Source organism: Nitrospira sp. CR1.1 (assembly GCA_014055465.1).
GTDB lineage: Bacteria > Nitrospirota > Nitrospiria > Nitrospirales > Nitrospiraceae > Nitrospira_A.
The window spans coordinates 81,974-99,822 of sequence record WIAF01000009.1 but is presented as its reverse complement, the minus strand read 5'-3'; the positions used below and the strand labels follow the sequence as shown (position 1 = coordinate 99,822).

The following is a 17,849-nucleotide window of genomic DNA, read 5'->3' as shown; positions in this document are numbered from 1 at the left end:
GGACGGCAGAGGGCGCGATGACGGCGCTTCGTGCCGGGGTGATCGGCGTCGGCCATCTCGGGCAGCACCATGCGCGGCATTATGCGACGCTGCCGGGCGTCACGCTGGCCGGCGTGTATGATGCGTCGCCGGATCGCGCCAAGCTGATCGCCGAGCGTCATGGCGCGAAGGCCTGGACGCATCTCGCCGATTTGTTGAAGCAGGTCGATCTCGTCAGCGTGGCCGCCCCGACCTCTGCCCATTTTACGGCTGCCAAGGCCTGCCTGGAAGCCGGCAAGCATGTCCTGGTTGAAAAACCGATTGCCGTGACCTCGGCCGAGGCCCGCGAGTTGGTTGACCTCGCCGCGCGGCGCGGATGTGTGTTGCAGGTCGGACATAGCGAGCGGTTCAATCCGATCATGCAGCGCATGCGGTCCTCTATCGAACGTCCCGCCTTCATTGAAGGCCATCGGCTCAGCGCCTTCGGCGAGCGGGGCACCGATGTCGATGTGGTGCTGGATCTGATGATTCACGATCTGGATCTCGTGCTGTCGTTTCATCCCGGGCCGGTGGAGGAAGTCCGCGCCGCCGGGGTGCCCGTGCTCTCGTCCAATATCGATATCGCCAATGCCCGTATCGCCTTTGCGAGCGGATGCGTCGCGAACCTGACGGCGAGCCGCGTCTCCACGAACAAGATGCGCCGATTACGGTTCTTTCAGCGCGACTGCTATGTCTCGATCGATTTTCAAACGCGTCAGGCCATGGTGTCGCGTCGCGTGCAAGGCCGCGGGCCGCGGCCGACGATCGATGTCGAAACCTTTCAGGCGGGGGATGACGAACCGTTGCGATTGGAACTGGAGTCCTTCGTTCAGGCGGTGGCGACCGGATCGCGTCCGGTCGTGTCGGGGGAGGATGGCGAGGCTGCGCTCAATCTGGCTGCCCGGGTCTTGGACGCTATCGGTCAATTCACGCAACGCCATTCCGCCGGCGAGGTGTCCGCGGCGGCATTCGGTCATGACAGTCTCTAGGAGCGCCATATCGGTGTTGGTCCGCCTGAGCAGAGCGACATGCCGCGTATCCTAATCGTCACCGGAGAGGCTTCCGGCGATCTCCACGGAGCCCATTTGGTCAAGGCGTTGAAGGAACTGTCTCCGCCGCTCCAGATCGTGGGAATCGGCGGCGCCTCCATGCGGGCGGCCGGCGCGGAACTCGTGAAGGATATTCCTCAATTGGATGTGATGGGACTCATCGGTCTGTCGGCGGTGAAGACCATGCTGCAGAGGATTTCCCGTATCCGCGCCTTGATCAAAGGCGAACGCTGGGACCTCGTCGTGTTGATCGATAATCCCGGACTCAACTTCCATTTTGCCCGCGTCGCCCGGGCCTGCGGGCTGAAAGTCATCTACTACATTGCGCCACAAGTGTGGGCTTGGCGCCGGGGCCGGATGCGTTGGATTCAACAGCGGGTCGACCATGTCCTCGCGATTCTCCCGTTCGAGGAACCGCTCTATAAGAAAGCCGGCGTGCGCTGCACGTTTGTCGGCAATCCGATTCTCGACGAAGTGGCGCCATCATATGACCGGGACGCGCTGCGCCGCCAGTTTGGGTTATCGGATACGGGGCCGGTCATCGGGCTGTTTCCGGGCAGCCGCAAGGCCGAATTGCTGGAACATATCCCGCTGTTGCTGGAGACGGTGACGCGGCTCGCGCAACGCCACCCGACCATGCAGTTCATTCTGGCGCAAGCGTCATCGGTGCAGGATCAGTTTCTTGCCGATCTGCTGAAGGGCAGTCCGGTTCCCATTCAGGTCTTTCGCAACCAGGCCAGTGAAGTGATGGCCGCGTCGGATCTGCTGGTCGTCAAATCGGGCACCTCGACGTTGCAAGCGGCGGTGGTGGGAACACCCATGATATTGTTCTATCGGGCCCCTTCCTGGATCACCTACCGGTTGGCGAGGTTGTTGATTCGGGTGCCCTGGATCGGGCTGGCGAATCTGGTCGCAGGCAAGGGAATCGTGCCGGAGCTGATTCATGACGAAGCCACCGCGGAACGGCTGGTTCAAGAGACCGAGCGGCTGTTGGCGGATCCGCGCGCCTATGCGGAGATGAAGGCCGCCCTGCTGTCGGTGCGCCAGGCGTTGGGAACACCGGGGGCTTCCCGACGGGCAGCGGAAGCCGTGCTGGCCGAGTGCCGATCATGAAACACTATCTTCGCCTCCTCACCTATCTGAACCCCTATCGATTCCGATTGGCCGCCGCATTCGTCTGCGCGCTGCTCGTGGCCGGCCTGTCCGCCGCCTATGCCTGGCTGGTGCGCCCGGTCCTCGACGGCCTGTTCATCAGCAAGGACGAAAGCCTGCTCCTCGTCCTGCCCGTGGCGATTCTGGCCGTGGCCGTGCTCAAAGGCGTGTTCAACTACGGGCAGAACTATTTGATGAATTATGTCGGCAACCAGGTCATCGGCGACATCAGGGAGCAGCTCTTCTCGAAACTGGTTCGGCTGCCGGTCCGCTTCCATGATACGAATACCTCCGGGCGGCTTGTCTCGCGCGTCATCAACGATGTGAATCAAATGGCCAACGCCGTGGCCGGTGTCTTGAAAGATTTGTTTCAGCAAGGGCTGACGTTTCTGGCCATGATCGGGGTGATCATCTACCAGAATTGGAAGTTGGCCATGGTGTCGATGATCGTCGTGCCGCTCTCGGTGGTCACGATGGCGCGCATGGGGAAGAAGTTGCGAGGGCTCGCCACACGCGGCCAGGAGCGCATGGGCGACATGGCCTCGACGCTCCAGGAGGCCCTGGCCGGTATCCGGATGGTGAAATCCTTCGGCCGGGAGGAAGACGAGGCCAAGCGGTTTCGTCAGAGCAACGATGCGTTCATCCACACGACGATGAAGGCCATCCAGGTGTCTTCCCTGGGGTCTTCCCATATGGAAGTCATCGGTGTGCTCGGGGTGGCGGGGATCATCTGGTACGGCGGCTATCTGGTGATTCACGACGAAATGACTCCCGGCGCCTTCTTTTCCTTCTTGGCCGCGATGTTCATGGCCTACACGCCGATTCGAAGGCTGTCCGGCGCCAATAACACGGTGCAGCAGGCGCTCGCGGCCGCCGAGCGGGTCTTTGACGTGCTGGATCTTCCGACCGAACAGGTGGCCAACGGCGGACAGACGGAGTTGCCGTTGATTTCCCGTTCGCTCGAATTCCGGCAGGTCGCCTTCCAGTATGAAGGGCAGGGGGATGCGGCGCTGAAGGCCATCGATTTGACGATACGGGCGGGAGAGGTCATCGCGCTCGTGGGCAGCAGCGGAAGCGGCAAGACCACCTTAGTGAGTCTGCTGCCGAGATTTTACGACCCGAGCGGCGGCCAAATTTTGATCGATGGGGTGGATATCCGGACCTGCACCCTGCAGTCAGTGCGCGGGCAGATTGGGATTGTGTCGCAGGAAGTGGTGCTGTTCGATGATACGGTCCGCAATAACATCGGGTACGGGCGGCAGGGGGCGACGCTCGAGGACGTGACGCGGGCGGCGCAACTGGCCTATGCGCATGACTTTATCGCGCGCATGCCGGACGGCTACGATACGTTGATCGGCGAGCGCGGGCTCAAATTGTCGGGCGGCGAGCGGCAACGGTTGGCGATTGCCCGGGCGATTTTGCGCGACCCGCCGATTTTGATTCTGGATGAAGCGACCTCGGCGTTGGACACGCAGTCGGAGCGCATCGTGCAGATGGCTCTCTCCAATTTGATGCGGAACCGGACGACCCTGGTGGTCGCACACCGGTTGTCGACGATTCAAAATGCCGACCGGATTGTCGTGCTCGATCACGGCACGGTCGCGGAAATCGGCACGCATGACGAGTTGTTGCGCAAGGGCGGCCTCTACAAGCGACTGCATGCGATGCAGTTTGCCGACGCCCTTCCGCAGTAACCGGAAAGTAGGCGTGAAGACATGAGCGATTCCATGACAAACAGTTCCTCGTCTGGTCCCCAGCAGAAACAGGCGTTGACGAAGCGCGTGACGAATGCGCTCAAAGTCGCAGTGGTGCCGCCTGTCGGTTATGCTGTGATTCAACTGCTGCGACGCACGATGAGGTGGCGGACCGAAGGCGGGGAGCATGTGTCCAGGATATTCGCGCAGGGCCAGCGGGCAATTCTCACCTTTTGGCACGCCCAGCAATTGATGATGCCGCTGGCCATCCCCGGCCTTAAGGCCCATATCCTCATCAGTCAGCACCGGGATGGCGAGTTGATCTGCCGGATTGTGGCGCGTTTCGGGTTGGACGCGGTGCGGGGCTCCAGCACCAGAGGCGGCGCGGAGGCTTTTCGCCGGCTTGTTCGCCTTGGACGGTCAGGCGGCAACTTAGTGTTGACTCCCGATGGACCGAAAGGGCCCAGGCAGGTCGCGAAGGTGGGTGTGGTGCAGTTGGCGAGGGCCACCGGCTTGCCGATTGTCCCCATGGCGTTCGGCTGCTCAAAAAAAAACTCTTCGCGAGCTGGGACCGGTTCATCATGCCCTATCCGTTCTCGCAGGGGATCTTCCTCATCGGGTCGCCGCTTTCCGTGCCGCCCGAGGCATCCGCTGACGACCTGGAGCGCCTGCGCAGGGAATTGGAAGAGACCCTGAACCGCATGACGATCGAGGCCGATGCGGCGGCCCGGCGGGCTCGTCCGTAATGTGGTACCTGCTCTACAACGGTCTGCTCCTCCTTGTCTCCCCGGTCATTCTGTGCGTGTTGCTGGCGAAACAGCGGTGCCGGCGCGGATTGTCTCAGCGGCTGGGTCTGCTCGCGGAACCGCCGGTCAAGCCCGGCATGGCGACGACCTGCATCTGGATTCACGCGGTGTCCTTGGGCGAAGTGGTGGCGGTGGCGCCGCTGGTGCGGGAGCTTCGCCGGCGGTATCCCGAGGCGAGATTGGTGGTCTCGACCGTGACCGAAACGGGACGCGAAGCGGTCGAGCAGCGCCTGGAAGGCCTGGCGGAACACCGGTACGCGCCGTTGGATTTTCCCTGGGTGGTCAATCGCGCGATCGATCATCTCAGGCCGAATCTGTATGTGTTCGTCGAGACCGAGCTCTGGCCCAATCTCCTCCGGAGCCTGCGGCAGCGCCATATTCCATCGGTCCTGGTGAACGGACGGCTCTCCACACGGTCGTTTGAGCGGCAACGTTTACCCGTGATTCGGGATTTTTATCGGACGATGCTGAACATGATCACCTGTTGCCTCATGCAATCGGAGCGTGATGCGCAGCGCATGATTGACCTGGGGGCCGATCCGTCGCGGGTCCGTTGCACCGGCAATATCAAGTTCGACCAGCCTGTTCCGCAAGCTGCCGCCGGCGGCACGGTCGTGTCAAAGCAGGCACTGGGGTTTAGCGAAGGCGAGCGGTTAGTGGTCGCGGGAAGCACTCATCCCGGTGAGGAAGAAATCATCGTCGACGCCTATCAGTCTTTGTGCAAAGATTTTCCCGACCTGTGCCTGGTGCTTGCTCCCCGGCATATCGAACGGGCCGCGCAGGTTGAACAGATGGTGCGAACCAAGGGACTGGCCGTGTCCCGGCGTAGCGCCGGCAGTGCCGGATTGATATCCGGAACCGGGCCGCGCGTGGTGGTGTTGGACACACGCGGCGAATTGGCGCTGCTGTATCGGGATGCCGTGGCGGCCTTTGTGGGCGGCACACTGGTTCCGATAGGCGGGCACAATCTGTTGGAGCCGGCTGTCTGGGGAAAACCGGTGCTGTTCGGGCCGCATACCGATCATTGCGCCGAAGTGGCGGCGCTCTTGCTGAAGGCGCGGGGGGGGCGCGTCGTGGAGGGAGTTCAGGGCCTTGCGCAAGGCCTGCGGGAACTGCTCACCAACTCAGGCGCCTTGGAACGGATGGGACACGCGGCGCAGCAGGTGGTCGCGGATAACCAGGGTGCACTTCAGCGCAGTGCGGAATTCATTGCCACCGTTCTTCCACCACCGCGAACGTCGACGGAATCCGAAGGCGCGCCCCGACAAGCGTTGTCGCGACCGCATTCGTCATGACGCCGATGCTGCAATCCTGGTTGCGATGGGTGGGATACCCGTATGAGCTGGCGGCCAGGGTCCGCCTGTGGGGATACGACCGGGGCTGGTTTCGGACGCATCGGCTGCCCCGCCCCGTGATCAGCATCGGAAATCTCACCGTGGGCGGAACGGGAAAAACGCCGGTCGTCATGCATGTCGTCGACCAGTTGACCGCTCAAGGCAAACGCGTCGCCATCTTGAGCCGCGGGTACCGGCGGCGCAGCAAGGCTCCACAATTGCTGGTGTCGGACGGGCAGCAGGTGTTGGTGGGACCGGACGAGGCCGGTGATGAACCGTATCTCATGGCACGGCGTTGTCCTCATGCGGTTGTGGCAGTTGGTGCGGACCGGTATGCGCTCGGCCAATGGGTGCTGAATCGTCTGCCGGTGGATTGTTTTGTGCTGGATGACGGATTTCAACATGTGCAGCTCCACCGCGATGTGAATCTGCTGCTGGTGGATGCCACGGATCCTGCCGGGCTTAGAGCGGCGTTGCCGGCTGGTCGCTTGCGGGAGCCCCTTTCGGCGGCCGCCCGCGCGTCGGCGGTGCTTCTCACCAGGGTCGATCGCGAGCAGGCAGGGGACCAGATCTGGCGGCGACTGCTGCGGGCCTGTCCGACCCTTCCGCCTCCAGTCTGTGTGGGGTTTCCGGCTGAAGACTTCCGGCGGGTGGGACGGGATGAGCAACGTCCGCTGGAGGCCTTTCACGGCCGCTCGGCAGTGGTGTTCAGCGGGATCGGAAATGCCGGGTCTTTTCACGCACTGGTGGCGAAGTTGGGCATCACCGTCATCGAGACGCTGGCATTTCCCGACCATGTGCACTATACCCATGCCATGATGGAAACAATTCGTGCCAGAGCCGCAGCCGGCAGTGTCGATCTGTTGGTGACGACGGAGAAAGACGCCGACAAGGTGGCGCCGTTTCTGAACGCGGCTGACGACTGTTGGGCCGTCCGGCTTCGCACGCAGATTATCTCCGGGCAGGAGCGGCTGGAGCGCCTCTTGCGTCTCGATCCGGAAGGCAGGCCGGCGAGCCATGCGTAAGGAAGAGATCCGGCGCATCGTCGTCCGCGGTCCCAACTGGCTGGGCGACGCCGTCATGTGCGAACCGGCTTTAAGCCAGGTGCGCGCGTTGTTTCCGCAGGCCGAGATCACGCTCCTCGTGAAGCCGGCCATCGCGGATCTGCTCGCGCAGCATCCGGCGGTGAATCGCACCTTGGTGTATGACGACCGGGGACGTCATGCGGGGTTGACCGGCAAGTGGACCCTGGCCGGCGTCTTACGTCGTCACCGGTTTCATCTCGCCATTCTGTTTCAGAATGCGTTTGAGGCGGCGCTGATCAGCTTCCTGGCTGGCATTCCTCGCCGATTCGGGTATGCCACGGATGGCCGGAGTCTATTACTGACCGATCCGGTCGGCGTCCCGCCCCGTCGCGCGATGAAACATCACGTCGAATACTATTGGGACCTGCTCAAGCCTTTAGGGGGACAAGGGCCTGCGCCGGCGCCCCGCCTGTTCGTGACGCCGGAAGAATCCGCGTTGATTGCCCGCCGGTTGGCTGACGCCGGAATCGGACCGTCGGATCTGGTCATCGGCGTGAATCCCGGGTCGACCTACGGCCATGCCAAACGATGGTTGCCGGACCGGTATGCCGAAGCCGTCAATCGTGTCGTGAAGGACGCGCAGTCACAATCGGGGGCCCGCGTCGGTGTCGCCATTGTTGGCGCCAAAGGCGAAGAACCGTTGGGGAAAGCCATCGCCGACCGGATCAACACCCGCACGGTCGTCTGCTCAGGGCAGACCACGGTGCGGGAATTGATGGCGCTGGTGAAGCGGTGCCAGTTGTTTCTGACGAACGATACGGGTCCTATGCATGTGGCGGCCGCCTTCAATGTCCCCCTGGTGGCGGTGTTCGGTCCGACCGATTGGCAGACGACGTCGCCGTTCGGCGTCGATGCTCAGCTGGTCCGGCAACCGGTGTCTTGCGCGCCATGCCTGCTACGGGAATGTCCCATCGATCACCGGTGCATGACCGGCGTGACAGTGGAGCAGGTGTATGGAGCGGCGTTGCGCCATCTGCCGCTCGCGGCCCCTCCCCCGGTCAGTGAGCCCGAAGAGGCGACACCGGTCCTGTCACCCACGGCGCTGGCTGGAGTGACTGTGTTTTTGGATCGTGACGGGACGTTGAATGTCGACACAGGATATGTGAAGACACCGGAAGCATTCACATTGCTGCCCGGTGTGGGTGCGGCGCTCGCCAGACTGAAAGGCGGCGGCGCAAAGCTGATCGTGGTGACGAATCAGTCCGGAGTAGGGCGGGGATACTTCAGCTTAAAGGACCTTGAAGCGATCCATGCCAAGTTGCGACTCCTGCTGGCCGAAGACGGGGTGACGCTCGACGGGTTGTACTTCTGTCCCCATCATCCGGACGATCGATGTAACTGCCGGAAGCCGTCCCGGGGTATGGTCGATCGGGCCCTGGCCGAATTGCAGGTGGACCTGAGCCGGGCCTATGTCGTCGGAGACAGCGCGCGCGATGTTGAATTGGCCAGGCAGGTGGGTGCGCGCGCCGTCCTGGTCATGACCGGCCCGTCCGGGGCGGAGGCGTTGGCCGAGCTGACGTCGCGGGATCTCTCCCCGGACCATGTCGCCGCTGACTTGCCGGCTGCGGTGGAATGGACCATTGCCCATGCGACGAGCAAGCCGGTCGCCGACATGACGCGCTGACCGAGCATCATCCCTGGTGGCCGAATGACCGAGCCAGTCCGCCGAATCCTGCTCATTAAGCCGAGTTCACTTGGCGACATCGTGCATGCGATGCCGACCCTGGCCGCCTTGCGCGCGCAATTTCCGCAAGCCGCCGTGACATGGCTGGTCAAACGGCAATGGGCCTCGCTGGTGGAGATGATCGAGGGAGTCGATCACGTCTGTGCGGTTGAGCGGGGGCTGATGGGCTGGTTGGGGCGGGTGCCGGACCTCCGCGCGGCCCGGTTTGATCTGGTCGTCGATCTGCAAGGGTTGTTCAGAAGCGGCGCCATGGCCTGGCTGACCGGCTGTGGCCGGCGCGTGGGATTCGCCAATGCGCGGGAGGGAAGTCCGTATTTCTATACGCAGCGGGTGGCTGTGCCAGCCGCATCGATGCATGCCGTGGACCGGTATCTGTTGGCGGCGGAAGCGCTGGGTGCGGCGCGTCCGAACGTGCCGCGCTTTGATTTCATTGATCAGCCTAAAGACCGGCAGGCCGCGGAAGCGCTGCTCACAGCAGCCGGCGTCATTGCCCCGGCGCCATGGATCGCGATGAACGTGTCCGCTCGCTGGGAGACGAAGCGCTGGCCGCCGCAGCAGTTTGCCGCGGCGGCAGATCAACTGGCCGACGCGCAGGGCATACCGGTAGTCTTTATGGGAGGCCCGGCGGAGCGACCGGAGACGCGTGCCGTGATGGCGCGTATGCGCACGAAAGCGGTTGATCTGACGGGACAGACCCCTGTAGGCTTGCTGCCCGGTTTGTTGCGCCGCGCGGCCGTGCTGGTGACAAACGATTCCGGTCCGATGCATATCGCGGCGGCGGTCGGCACTCCGGTGGTGGCGCTGTTCGGGCCGACCGATCCGGTGAAAACAGGCCCCTATGGTCCGGGGCATGTTGTCTTGTCCAACGCGGTCGAATGCAGGCCCTGTTTTCGCCGCGAGTGCTCGCGGGCCGTCGCGCTCGAATGCCTGACCGGCGTCACACCGGAGCAAGTCGTGCGCGCTGTGCAGCAGCAGCTGGGACGAGTAGGCCAAGCAGGATCATCGTGAAGATTCTTATTGCGGAATCCAGTATGGCGGTCGGCGGGCAGGAACTCGCTGTCCTGCTGCATGCCGAACGATTGGTGGCGCGCGGCCATCACATCCGCCTGGTGTTGGAGCCGCGCAGTCCCATCATGGCGATGGCGAGAGAACGCGGGCTTCCGGTGGAGCCGTTCGTCATGCGGCAATGGCGCCTGCCTGTATCCATCCTCGCGTTCCGCCGGTTGCTTCAGCGGGAGCGCCCCGACCTCGTCCATGTGAACAGCTCGCGGGACAGCTGGATCGCAACCCTCTCCGCGCGTCTCCTCAACCCGCGCCCGAAGGTCATTCGCACGCGCCACATCTCGGCGCCGCTCAATGACAATGCCACTACGCATCTGTTGTACCGGCGCCTGTTCGACATGGTGATCGTCACCGGCGGGGAACGAAACCGGCAGGACCTGATCCATCGAGACGGCCTGTCGCCGGATCGTGTGGCGGCGTTTCCGATCGGCTTGGATGTCGAACAGTTTTCACCGGCTCAACCCAAGCAGGATATCCGCGCCGAACTCGGCATCCCGCAAGGGCACTTACTGGTCGGGATGATTTCCTATCTGCGGGACTATAAAGGCCATCGCTACCTGGTCGACGCGGCAGCCAAGGTGTTGAAGCAACATCCGGCGACGGCATTCCTCATCGTAGGAGAAGGGCCGGAGGAGCAGAATATTCGCGCCCAGATCGAACGACTCGGGCTGACGACCGATGTCCGCATGCTGGGATTCCGCGACGATCTGCTGGATGTGTTCCGGTCGTTGAACCTGTTTGTGATTCCCACGGTGGAAGGCGATACGATTCCCCAGGTGCTGATGCAGGCCCTGGCGGTCGGCCTGCCGGTCGTGTCGACGACCACCGGTTCGATTCCCGATGTGATTGCCGACGGAGAGTCGGGGATGCTCGTTCCACCGCGCGACCCCGATGCGTTGGCCGACCGGATCGTTCGCCTCTTGAAGGATGCCGACCTGCGGGCGGCGATGGGGAAACGCGGGCGTCACACCGTGGAGCAGTCCTATTCGATCGACCGGATGGTGGATGAATTGGAGCGGGTCTATCGGAAGGTCATTGCGTCATGATGCAGCGATGGGCCGAGGCGCGGGCGTCTATCCGCAAGAGCGTATTGTTCTGGTGGATCCTGTTCGTCGTCATCCAAATGGCGGAGCGGGTGTTTCTCTTGCGCGATGCGCTCGAACAAGAGACGCCTGCGCCTGGGCTCCTGCTCAAGACCCTCCTGGTCGGCGTGCGAGGAGATTTCATCACCGCCACCTTCGCCCTGGCGCTCGCCGGGATCGGGGCCGGCGTCTATGTTCTGCTGAGGCACGGATGGACCGCCCTGCGTCAATCCCCGCGAGTCTTTGCGCTCTCGTTTCGCCCGGCATTACATGTGGGGTGCGGGCTCGCCGGCTTGCTCCTGTTTGCGCTCCTCTGTGTGGATATGGGGTACTACGGATTCAATCGCCAGCACATGGATTTTGTATTTCTGGAGTACATCGGTGATCTCCTCGCGCCGGCTGCGACGACGGAGGGGACAAATGTGCAGGCGATGCAGCAGACCAGCGCCGAATTAGAGGCGACCGGGAAATGGGCCTGGCGGCTGGCGCTGTTTCTGGCCATTCAAGCGGCGGGCATTGGTGTGTGGTGGTGGAGTTTTTCCAGCGTGGTCGTGCCGGCGCTGGACCGGTGGCGGCCGGGCTCGGGTTTTCAGGCCAATGCGCTCCTGGTTGTGGCCCTGGTAGCCGGAGGCGCCGGGTTTCACCATTCCGGTCCCTATGGCATTCGCATCGCGCCGATCGGCAGCATGGTCTATTACACGCTGGCGCAGAACCCGGTGCTGTTTGCCGCCGAAGCCTTGCGCATTGCGGTGGTGTCGCGCAATCCGATCGAACGGCGGGCGAATACGGAGGCCATGCCCTATGACGCTGCCGTGCGGACCGCTCAACAACTGCTGGGCCCCGGCGAGACGTTTGTGGATTCCCGCTATCCGTTTGTGCGGACGACGTCGCCTTCTCCCGATGGCGTTCGATTACCGGAGCCGGCCAATATTTTGCTGCTGTTTCTCGAAGGATTGGATCGCCGGTATCTAGGACGGACCTATGGCGAGGTGAAGGGCACCCCCTTTCTGGACCGGCTGAAACAGGACAGCGTCTATTTTCAGAACTTTTTTTCGAACGGGGTTCAAACCTCCCGGGGACTGTTCGCAACGCTCTGCAGCACGTTTCCGCGGCAGGGCGCCGCCGCGATGAAGACGCGGTACGCTCACGACTACCTCTGCCTGCCGTCCCTTCTGCAACGTCAGGGATACAGTACGGAAATGGTGATCGGGCAGCATCGGGACCTGAACCGGCTCCAGACGTTCGCGGCCCGCAACGGCCTGCAACAATTGCGGGACGAGGGGGACTTCCCCGCCAATGCGGAACGGGCTGGACTGGGCATCGTTGACGGCGCGCTGTTCGACCTCTGTTACGAGCGGATCAAACAGCGCCAATCCCAGGGGAAGCCGTTTTTTCTGACCACGCTGACCCTCTCGACGCATCATCCTTTCGCTGCGCCCCTGACCCATCCGGAGGTTCAGTGGCTTCAGCAACAGGTACAGGACAAGTATGTCGCGGCGTTGCGCTATACGGATTTCGAACTCGAACGGGTTTTTACCAGGCTTGTCCGTGAAGGATTACTGCGGAATACCGTCGTCGTCATTCTGGGCGATCACGGCCGGCATGAACCGGTGGGTAGTTCCGATATCGAACGAAAGGCCGGGCATTTTGCCTCACCGCTGTTCATCTGGATGGACGAGTCGCTGCGGACCCCTGCGACCTACCGGCCCCGGACCGTGAGCACAATCGCCAGTCAGGTAGATCTGGCGCCGACCCTGTTGTCCTTGAACGGGAGACTGCCGGCGATGGGCTCGTTTGCGGGACATGATCTGAGCTGCCTGCTGGTGCGCGACTGTCTGCCCGGTCAGGTGGCCTATCTTACGAGCGTGTACGACAACCTGGTCGGGCTTGCGAGCGCAGAGGGCCTCTTGTTGTATTCGTTTGCGACGGAAACCTTTCAGGAAGCCACGCTGAACTTCGAGCCAATGCCCCATGAACGGACGGGCGGCGGACAACTCTCGCCTTCCCGTGATCGGGAGTTGATGGCGTTATATGAAGTGGCCAATATGGCGTTGGATGCCAACCGTCTCTGGTCTTGGCGGGAGTTCGGGACCCGATTGTGATAACCAGTCAGCGCCCAAAGCCCATCGTCGAAGCGAGTTGAGAGGAACCTCTTTCCGTGGATCGTCTACCGGTATCGGCTGTCGTCATTGCGTACAATGATGAACCCAACATGCGGGCTTGCCTGGAATCGATTACCTGGGCGGATGAAATCATCGTGGTGGATTCTCATAGCACCGACGGCACCGAACGCATCAGTCGCGAGTTCACGGATAAGGTCTACCAGCATGACTTCCACGGGTTCGGCCGCCTCCGGAACGAAGCCCTGGCGCATGCGGCGCACGACTGGGTGTTCAGTCTGGACACAGACGAACGGGCCACTCCCGAACTGCGCGAGGAGATTCGGCGCCTCCTGGCCGCGGGGCCGGAGGCCGACGCCTATTACGTGCCGCGAAAGAATTACTTCCTCGGGCGCTGGATCAAACATTGCGGCTGGTTTCCCGACTACCGGCAACCGCAATTGTTCCGCAAAAGCAAGCTGCGCTATCGGGATGAACTCGTCCATGAGAGTTTCGACCTGGACGGGCGACTGGGCTACATGACGGCCGCCGCGCTCCAGTATCCATTCCGGGACATCGACCATTTTCTGGCCAAGCAGGAGCGGTATTCCGATCTGATGGCCCGGCGTATGGTGGAACAGGGGCGATCGTTTTCGTGGCATCAGCTGGTGTCGCATCCCTGTTTTACCTTCGTGAAAATGTATGTCGGGCGGAAGGGGTGTCTGGACGGGGTGCCGGGCCTCATTTTGTCCGGTCTCTACGCCTATTACACGTTCATCAAATATGCGCGGTTCTGGGAGCTTCAGGCGCAGACGGTCCCGCAGCCGACTAATGCTGCGCCGCTGAAACAAGGCTAAGCGCGCATCTACGAGATCCGGAAGGCGCAGGACGGAGCAGCATGACGATCGCGGCGGTGGTGATCACCAAGGACGAGGCAAACAACATTACGGATTGTCTTGAGTCCCTGCGCTGGGTTGATGAGCTCATCGTGGTGGATGCCGAAAGCCGGGATCGAACCGTCGAGTTGGCGAAGCAGGTGACTTCTCGGGTGTGTGTCCGGCCTTGGCCCGGGTACGGGCCGCAAAAGAACTTCGGGATCGACCAAGCCGGAGCCGACTGGATCCTGGTGGTGGATGCCGATGAACGGGTGCCGGACGCCCTGCGCCTGGAGATTCAGGCGGTGTTGGCCGGTCGTCCGCCAGCCGATATCGGCGGCTACGAAATCCCCCGCCGGAACTTTTTCTACGGGAAATGGATTCAAGGCGGCGGAATGTACCCGGACTATCAATTGCGGCTGTTCCGCAAGACGGCCGGGAGATACGACGACGTGCGGCTGCACGAAAACCTCGCGTTGAGCGGACGGCGGGAGCGGCTTCGAGAGCCGTTCATTCATTACAGCATGCCGACCGTGAATCACCACATCCGCAAGATGATGCGGTATACCACGCTGGGCGCCGATGAAAAGCTGAAGCGTGTCCGCCATATCAGCGGCTGGACCATTGGCGCCCATCACATCGGGACCATTCTGAAAACGCTGTTCACGCGCGGCGGATATCGCGACGGCGTGCACGGGCTGGTGGTGGCCATGTTTGCCGGCCTCCATACCTTTGTGAAGTACGCCAAAGCCTGGGAGCGGTTGAACGTCAGGCGCGGCGTATGATCGCACGCGTCACTTCCCGTCGCCCTTCGGCTGAGGGCTCTTTCTTCTGATGCGTATCGGGATCGACGCGGCCTCACTGGTGGGAGACAAGGGCGGGGTTGGCTGGCATACCCATCATCTGCTCAAAGCCCTGCTGGAACTGGACGAGAAGACTGACTATGTCGGATACCTCCGGCCCGGATCGCTGCGAGCCGGCCGACTCAGCGGTTGGCCGACGGCGTCACGCATGCGGTGGATCGAGACGCCGCGGTGGCTGCTGTCCTGGCGAGGCCGGTGGGATCGCCTGGACCTCTATCACGGTCCAAACTTTAAGATGCACACGGCGGGACGGTACGGGGGTATTGTCACCATCCATGATCTGTGGCTGGCCCGGCGCCCTGAATATTCACGCAAACTGTTGGGGCAGGCGGGCTCATCCCGGCGGGCCATCGCGACGGCCAAGCGGGCGCGGAAGGTCGTGACGGTGTCGGAGTTTTCGGCCCGGGAGATCGAGTCCCTGTATGGCATTTCGCGGGACCATGTCACGGTCATCCATAACGGCGTCTCTCAAGATTTCACCCCTCTGTGCAACGAGCAGATCAAAGCGGAGTTACGGACACGTTGGTCCATCCCTCCGGCCGGCTTCATTCTCTTCGTTGGCGGGGCGGACCCGAGAAAAAACCACGCGGGATTTTTGCAAGCGGTGGCGAAGTGCCGCTCGCAGTTGGGGGGGCGAGCCATCGTGCTGGTAGGGGACGCGGACCATCCGCAGGGTAGTTATGCCGCGACGGCTCAGTCGCTCGGCTTGGAGCAGGAGGTTCGTTGCACCGGGCGTCTCGACCGGGAAGACCTGCGCCGTTTATATTCCTGCGCCGATGTATTCGTGTTCCCCTCCCGTTATGAAGGATTCGGCATGCCGGTGCTGGAGGCGATGGCCTGCGGGGCGCCGACCATTACGTCCTCGACCTCGTCGTTGCCGGAGGTGGCGGGTGACGCGGCGTTGCTGGTCGATCCCGACGATGTGGAGGGATTGGCCCGGGCGATGGTGAACATCCTGTCCGACGCGGATCTTCAACGGAGCCTGCGGCGGCGCGGATACGAACGGGCCCGGCTCTTTACGTGGCAGCGCGCGGCCGCGTCGACTAGCGCCCTCTATCGCGAGCTCTGTAGATGACGCCCATTGGCATGCTGCATCCGAAGAAGATCTTGATCATCAAGTTGCGGCACATCGGCGATGTGCTGTTGTCGACGCCGGTGTTACGCGCATTGCGGGACGCGTTTCCCGACGCCCGGCTCACCATGTTGGTCAATCGCGGGACGGAAGGGGTGCTCGCGCATCATCCGGATGTGGACGAGGTGTTGTGTCTTGAGAAGGGCGCATGGAATGCCCAGTGCAAGTTTGTCTATCGGCTTCGAGAGCGGAGTTTTGATTGCGTGATCGACCTGACCGACGGGGACCGTTCCGCCGTCATCAGCTTCGCGACCGGGGCGCCCATCCGCATCGGATTTAATGCGGAACATCGCTGGCGGGGGCTGCTGTACAGCCAGGTGGCGAAACCGCGTTCAGAGGATCAGCATCGAGTGGAGTACGACCTCTGCGCTCTCCGGGCGCTGGGCCTCGAGCCTAAACGAGGGATGCCATCGGTCTCTGTTTCCGAGTCGGAGGAGCAGATGACAGACCAATGGCTGAAAGAACATGGATTGGCCGGGGAGCATTCCCCGCCGCTGGTGCTCCTGCAACCGGGCGCGCGGTATTCGTTGAAAGTCTGGCCTCCTGAACGGTTTGCTCAGCTGGCTGATCGTCTCGTTGAACGGTTCAACTGCCGGATTCTGCTGGGCGGGGATCAACGGGAACGTGAGGTCGCCGAACAAGTCGCCCGCAACACGCATTGCGCGCCACTCGTCGTGGCGGGCAAGTTTTCCCTGTTGCAGTACGCCGCGCTGGTGAAACAGTGCGCCTTGTTCGTGGGCAACGACGGCGGCGCCATGCATATTGCCGCGACAGTGGGCACTCCGGTGGTCGCGTTGTTCGGGCCCACCTATCCGGAACGGTGGGGACCGCGCGGCGGACTGACGCAGGTGATCTATAAAGGTCTGGATTGCCGGGCCTGTTACCATCCCAGTTGTTTGCGCGGCGACGACAGCTGCATGCGCCAGATCACGGTCGATGAGGTGTTCGAAGCGGCCGGCCGGATTCTCGACCGGAAGGGTGCGAGGGTGGTGTCGTGAACGATGAGTTGGTCAGTGTCGTCATCCCGGTCTTCAACGGGGCGCCGTTTGTCGCAAAGGCGGTGGCCAGCGTTCGGGCACAGGGGCACCGCGAGGTGGAGATCCTTGTGGTCGATGACGGATCGACGGATGGGACGCAAGACGTGCTGAAGCGTCTGGAGCAGCGCGACGGCATCCGGTGGTTTCAGCGCAGCCACGGCGGACCGGCCCGTAGCCGCAATTACGGTATTGAAGCGGCGCGCGGGCAGTATGTTGCGCTGCTGGACTGCGATGATGAGTGGCTGCCGGGCAAATTGGCCGCGCAGTTGGCGGTCATGCGCGCACGTCCGGATGTGGGAGTGGTCCATACGGATTTTGACGTGCGCTTTGAAGACGGAACTCTGGAAGAGCGCGTCACCGCCCGTTCGAGCCGCGAGCCGATGGTGCAGGCCTTCGCCGGAGGCCATGTGGCCTTGCCCTCGACTTTGTTGATCCGGAAGAACGTGCTCGACCAGGTGGGGCGGTTGGATCCGGAACTGTATGGATCGGAAGATTCCGACCTGACAATCAGGCTATTCCGGGTGACCGCCTTCGAATGCATCGATCAGGTGCTGGTCACCAAGCTGCAACGGGGGCATGGCTATCGGGACATGGCCTTCGATGAGCAGACTCATCGGGAGCGGGTGCTGGCCAGCCGGGATCGCTTTCTGATGCGCCTCGAAGGGTTTGCGCCGCTGACGACCGCACAACGCGCCGCGCTGGATCGGGAATGGGCCAACTATTATCTGCTGAAGGGCGCGGCCGCAGAACGGGCAGGCCGGGCGGCCGAGGCGCGGAGCCAGTATCGGAAGGCGATCCGCAAGGCTCCGACCCGGATTCGATGTTATACGCGTTGGCTGCGCACCTGGACGTCCTGACCGTAGTCGCGTCACGTTCC

The 17,849-nt window shown here is 62.6% G+C and carries 15 protein-coding genes; all 15 read left to right on the top strand.

Translation table 11 applies throughout. The annotated features are described in order from the left end of the window. Positions 1–17 precede the first annotated feature (17 nt). Genes GDA65_15395 through GDA65_15325 form a run of 15 tightly spaced genes read left to right on the top strand, consistent with a single transcriptional unit; the run spans position 18 to position 17,829 of the window. Positions 18–1,007 carry a gfo/Idh/MocA family oxidoreductase gene (locus tag GDA65_15395; protein ID MBA5864079.1) on the top strand — a complete coding sequence of 330 codons (990 nt, stop codon included), beginning with the start codon at positions 18–20 and terminating at the stop codon, positions 1,005–1,007. A 39-nt stretch (positions 1,008–1,046) separates the two neighbouring features. After that, positions 1,047–2,180 carry a lipid-A-disaccharide synthase gene (gene lpxB / locus GDA65_15390; protein ID MBA5864078.1) on the top strand — a complete coding sequence of 378 codons (1,134 nt, stop codon included), beginning with the start codon at positions 1,047–1,049 and terminating at the stop codon, positions 2,178–2,180. Next, a complete protein-coding gene (gene msbA, locus GDA65_15385; GenBank protein ID MBA5864077.1) occupies positions 2,168–3,913 on the top strand; it encodes a lipid A export permease/ATP-binding protein MsbA in 1,746 nt (581 codons plus the stop codon). The genes lpxB and msbA overlap by 13 nt, the downstream gene beginning before the upstream one ends. Positions 3,914–3,946: 33 nt before the next feature. Continuing rightward, positions 3,947–4,609, top strand: coding sequence for a DUF374 domain-containing protein (locus GDA65_15380; protein MBA5864076.1), 663 nt, complete (start codon positions 3,947–3,949; stop codon positions 4,607–4,609). A 49-nt stretch (positions 4,610–4,658) separates the two neighbouring features. Continuing rightward, positions 4,659–6,014 carry a 3-deoxy-D-manno-octulosonic acid transferase gene (locus GDA65_15375; protein ID MBA5864075.1) on the top strand — a complete coding sequence of 452 codons (1,356 nt, stop codon included), beginning with the start codon at positions 4,659–4,661 and terminating at the stop codon, positions 6,012–6,014. Beyond that, positions 6,011–7,078, top strand: coding sequence for a tetraacyldisaccharide 4'-kinase (gene lpxK / locus GDA65_15370; GenBank protein MBA5864074.1), 1,068 nt, complete (start codon positions 6,011–6,013; stop codon positions 7,076–7,078). Before GDA65_15375 ends, lpxK begins: the two co-directional genes overlap by 4 nt. After that, complete coding sequence (waaF, locus tag GDA65_15365) at positions 7,071–8,762, top strand: lipopolysaccharide heptosyltransferase II (protein ID MBA5864073.1); 1,692 nt, start codon at positions 7,071–7,073, stop codon at positions 8,760–8,762. Before lpxK ends, waaF begins: the two co-directional genes overlap by 8 nt. Positions 8,763–8,786: 24 nt before the next feature. Then, positions 8,787–9,830: a lipopolysaccharide heptosyltransferase I gene (locus GDA65_15360; GenBank protein MBA5864072.1), complete on the top strand. Its 1,044-nt coding sequence runs from the start codon at positions 8,787–8,789 to the stop codon at positions 9,828–9,830. Then, on the top strand, positions 9,698–10,930 hold the full coding sequence (locus GDA65_15355) for a glycosyltransferase (protein ID MBA5864071.1): 1,233 nt from the start codon (positions 9,698–9,700) through the stop codon (positions 10,928–10,930). The genes GDA65_15360 and GDA65_15355 overlap by 133 nt, the downstream gene beginning before the upstream one ends. Beyond that, positions 10,927–13,068: a sulfatase-like hydrolase/transferase gene (locus GDA65_15350; GenBank protein ID MBA5864070.1), complete on the top strand. Its 2,142-nt coding sequence runs from the start codon at positions 10,927–10,929 to the stop codon at positions 13,066–13,068. Before GDA65_15355 ends, GDA65_15350 begins: the two co-directional genes overlap by 4 nt. A 56-nt stretch (positions 13,069–13,124) precedes the next feature. Beyond that, the gene (locus GDA65_15345; protein MBA5864069.1) at positions 13,125–13,922 is read left to right on the top strand and encodes a glycosyltransferase; all 798 of its coding nucleotides are present in this window, start codon (positions 13,125–13,127) and stop codon (positions 13,920–13,922) included. A 41-nt stretch (positions 13,923–13,963) separates the two neighbouring features. Then, on the top strand, positions 13,964–14,725 hold the full coding sequence (locus GDA65_15340) for a glycosyltransferase (GenBank protein MBA5864068.1): 762 nt from the start codon (positions 13,964–13,966) through the stop codon (positions 14,723–14,725). A 49-nt stretch (positions 14,726–14,774) separates the two neighbouring features. Then, a complete protein-coding gene (locus tag GDA65_15335; GenBank protein MBA5864067.1) occupies positions 14,775–15,878 on the top strand; it encodes a glycosyltransferase in 1,104 nt (367 codons plus the stop codon). Further along, entirely contained in the window at positions 15,875–16,933 is a 1,059-nt protein-coding gene (gene rfaQ / locus GDA65_15330; GenBank protein MBA5864066.1) for a putative lipopolysaccharide heptosyltransferase III, read from the top strand. Before GDA65_15335 ends, rfaQ begins: the two co-directional genes overlap by 4 nt. Then, positions 16,930–17,829 (top strand): glycosyltransferase, encoded by a 900-nt coding sequence (locus GDA65_15325; protein MBA5864065.1) that lies wholly within the window; start codon positions 16,930–16,932, stop codon positions 17,827–17,829. Before rfaQ ends, GDA65_15325 begins: the two co-directional genes overlap by 4 nt. The last annotated feature ends 20 nt before the right edge of the window (positions 17,830–17,849 follow it).

Coding starts and splice junctions, on each gene's coding strand:
- GDA65_15395 (MBA5864079.1), top strand. CDS start 18: ATGACGGCGCTTCGTGCCGGGGTGATCGGCGTCGGCCATCTCGGGCAG.
- lpxB (MBA5864078.1), top strand. CDS start 1,047: ATGCCGCGTATCCTAATCGTCACCGGAGAGGCTTCCGGCGATCTCCAC.
- GDA65_15380 (MBA5864076.1), top strand. CDS start 3,947: ATGACAAACAGTTCCTCGTCTGGTCCCCAGCAGAAACAGGCGTTGACG.
- GDA65_15375 (MBA5864075.1), top strand. CDS start 4,659: ATGTGGTACCTGCTCTACAACGGTCTGCTCCTCCTTGTCTCCCCGGTC.
- lpxK (MBA5864074.1), top strand. CDS start 6,011: ATGACGCCGATGCTGCAATCCTGGTTGCGATGGGTGGGATACCCGTAT.
- waaF (MBA5864073.1), top strand. CDS start 7,071: ATGCGTAAGGAAGAGATCCGGCGCATCGTCGTCCGCGGTCCCAACTGG.
- GDA65_15360 (MBA5864072.1), top strand. CDS start 8,787: ATGACCGAGCCAGTCCGCCGAATCCTGCTCATTAAGCCGAGTTCACTT.
- GDA65_15355 (MBA5864071.1), top strand. CDS start 9,698: ATGCAGGCCCTGTTTTCGCCGCGAGTGCTCGCGGGCCGTCGCGCTCGA.
- GDA65_15350 (MBA5864070.1), top strand. CDS start 10,927: ATGATGCAGCGATGGGCCGAGGCGCGGGCGTCTATCCGCAAGAGCGTA.
- GDA65_15340 (MBA5864068.1), top strand. CDS start 13,964: ATGACGATCGCGGCGGTGGTGATCACCAAGGACGAGGCAAACAACATT.
- GDA65_15335 (MBA5864067.1), top strand. CDS start 14,775: ATGCGTATCGGGATCGACGCGGCCTCACTGGTGGGAGACAAGGGCGGG.
- rfaQ (MBA5864066.1), top strand. CDS start 15,875: ATGACGCCCATTGGCATGCTGCATCCGAAGAAGATCTTGATCATCAAG.